The sequence below is a fragment of the Methylobacterium sp. Leaf361 genome, from assembly GCF_001424445.1.
Taxonomy (GTDB): Bacteria; Pseudomonadota; Alphaproteobacteria; order Rhizobiales; family Beijerinckiaceae; genus Methylobacterium.
On record NZ_LMPY01000082.1, the window covers coordinates 1 to 2,800 of the forward strand.

Annotated in this window: 1 protein-coding gene; it reads left to right on the plus strand. The window is 55.6% G+C overall.

The annotated features are described in order from the left end of the window. Positions 1 to 1,484 precede the first annotated feature (1,484 nt). Complete coding sequence (locus tag ASG32_RS33165; protein ID WP_244492324.1) at positions 1,485 to 2,222, plus strand: Panacea domain-containing protein; 738 nt, start codon at positions 1,485 to 1,487, stop codon at positions 2,220 to 2,222. The last annotated feature ends 578 nt before the right edge of the window (positions 2,223 to 2,800 follow it).

The window sequence follows — 2,800 nt, forward strand, 5'->3', positions numbered from 1 at the left end:
GGCCATCCCATCCTCCTCAGGCTCCAAACCAGAGGACAGAATCACAACCCGCTCGCCACCGCTACCCAGCGTGAGTCCTGCTCAACGAGACTTGGTATAAGATTGAACGACTCGGCAGGGTAGGCTCGGCTCACAGCCTGGTGAGATCGGACGCTCCCCCGGCCCCGTGAGCAGATAGGGGCGGGGCCGAGCGGGCAGAAGCACGGGCGACAGATGGCGAGGGCGGATTGAGACCTCCGGAACAGATCGCCTGCTGGAACGTCTACCTCGTACCCAAGCGTAGAGACACCTATGCCCGCCCGGCCCAGTGCCGAGGCGGGTTTTTCGTCTTCGATGAACTAGGAATATCGCATTGACACGTTTTTCGGTTTCATATGCAGCTGGCAAGGCTGAGATTACAACAAAACATGAGACCAATAGATCTGCCATGGAAGAAGCCCGCGAATACCTTCGTAAAGGCTACCATGATGTTTTTCTGGTAGATCTAGGAACTGGAAGACGCAGCAATGCAGGAGATATCAAGAGAAAATTGGACCGTGTCGACGAATTTTATCGCGATAGCTGGTCGAGATAGGGGTTGGGATCCGAAGCAGCCGATAGCAAGTATGGTGCGTTGATCTCCCGCGACATCGTGCAGGATCACGGGTGGGATATGGCGAAGATGGGATGAGGTTGCTGGTACGGCTCGCGCGCCACACCCCGCTGACGTATGTTTAGCCTCAACAGGAGCAGAGTTCGCCGATGGCTGAAACGATCGTCATCCGACTGTTCTCGGTCAAGATAGGCGACCTTGGCATAGCCGACGAAACGGTTCCGTTCTTCGGGATCGGAGCAGCCTGCGATATGGCGGCGGAGCGACTTGAGGCCTATTCGGATGGCAAGGGCCGGTTGGATGNTAGCCGACGAAACGGTTCCGTTCTTCGGGATCGGAGCAGCCTGCGATATGGCGGCGGAGCGACTTGAGGCCTATTCGGATGGCAAGGGCCGGTTGGATGAGACCAAGCCGTCGCACGTTCAAGCGGTAGGTGGGGATGGAACCATCCTCGCGGAGTACAAACTGACGCCCAAGGGGGTTGTCAGGGTCGCCAAGCCTACGACTGAGGGCAGCCGAACCTGAAGCTCGACGAGAGCGAGGGCGGCGAGGGCTGTGCGCATGGCGGCAGGATAGCCGCAATCTGGGCGGCGCGAGGCAAGTTACAATTTTGTAGGATCGTCCAGACCGCTGGTGTTGCTGACGCCAGACGCGAGCGGCAGCGATACCAGATTTTTTTCCTTTTGTCAAGTGAGTGGAATTGCCTCTTGACGAGCGAATCGGCGCTGGAAATATGAGCTATTAAAATCCCCAAAGGGCATAGCCTTTGGGGATTTCCAAGAAAACTCGTTTTGTGATGGGCAGTTACGTCGAGAGCGCACCTACGTCAACTTCGCGAGGGGCCATGTATGCCGGACGAACTGCTGGGCCGCGCACGACCAGTCGGTTCGACTTGGCGCCCAAGCCTGAGCGTCGATCTCCTCGTGGGAAGCGGCTTGCAAGTGCGCTGGGGCGGCTCGCCCATTTTCTGCGGACCAGCGTCGGCCTCTCACACGTGAGTGCAACTAAAACCAGAACGCCGGAGCCTCCAGCGGTCAGCACCTTAACAAATGATATGATGTTCAGTGATTACAACGCGCGCAAAGCTGCACAGGTCATCGCATTCTTCGCCATGCGTTGTGCCGGCCGCAGCATGCACGTCGTGAAGGCGGCCAAGCTGGTATATTTGGCCGACCGTGAAAGCATCAAGGAGTTCGGCTTTCCGATACTGGATGAATCTCGTGTTTCCATGAAGCATGGGCCAGTAAATTCAACAACATATGCGCACATCAATGGCGAATATGATTTGGCCGCTTGTGGGTGGTCGGATTTTGTTCGCGACAGGGCGGATCATCAAATATCTGCAAATACTTCTGTCGGCGAAGACGACCTTGATGAGCTAAGCGATGCAGATATTGACTGCCTGAATACCGTCTGGAAACGCTTCGGTCACATGACTGAATGGGAGCTGCGCGATTGGACACATGATAGGCGCAACGTTCCCGAGTGGGAGAACCCTGGCAACACGTCGATCCCAATCCCGCTTGAACGCATAATGACTGCCGTCGGTATTGAAAATTCCGACGAACAGGCAGAGGTTATCCGGGACCATCAACGAATCGCGAGGGTGTTCGGGTCCCTCAAGCGCTGACGATTGTGCCTGGCCCCATTCTGTCCCGCGGAACGCTATTCATGGAGTCGGGCACGGCAAAGGAGCCGGGCAAGGCCCATTTGTTTGTCGTCTGCACAGATCCGTGCGCCAACGGTCTTCAAATAATTGTGCCCATCACCAGCTATACTAATGATCTTTGCGATCAGACTTGTTTGCTAGCCCCTCACGAACACAGATTCCTAAAGCATAAATCTTACATTTTTTACAGAAAATCGAGAATTGAGCCTGCTACATCTCTCATCACAGGGATTTTAACCGGCGCCTTCCGGAGAGACGAAGACCTAAACACTCAGACATTCTTGAGAGTAAGGAACGGTATTTGCAGATCTCCTCAGACACCGAGGAGGATTAAGGCCTATTTCGGTTGCGAAATTATATCTGCTGCGGTTCCCATAACCGCCGAATCGGCCTGATCACAAGCTTTCAACTCTTCAGCCAGCCGATCGCAGGCTGCTGCAACTGGCCTGCCCCCATGCGGTGGCCCAGGTTCGAAGTTAGTGCATCGTCGGTCGCGTGACGATGGCTGGGCGAGCGAGCGGCGCTGAAGTGCTCGGTTC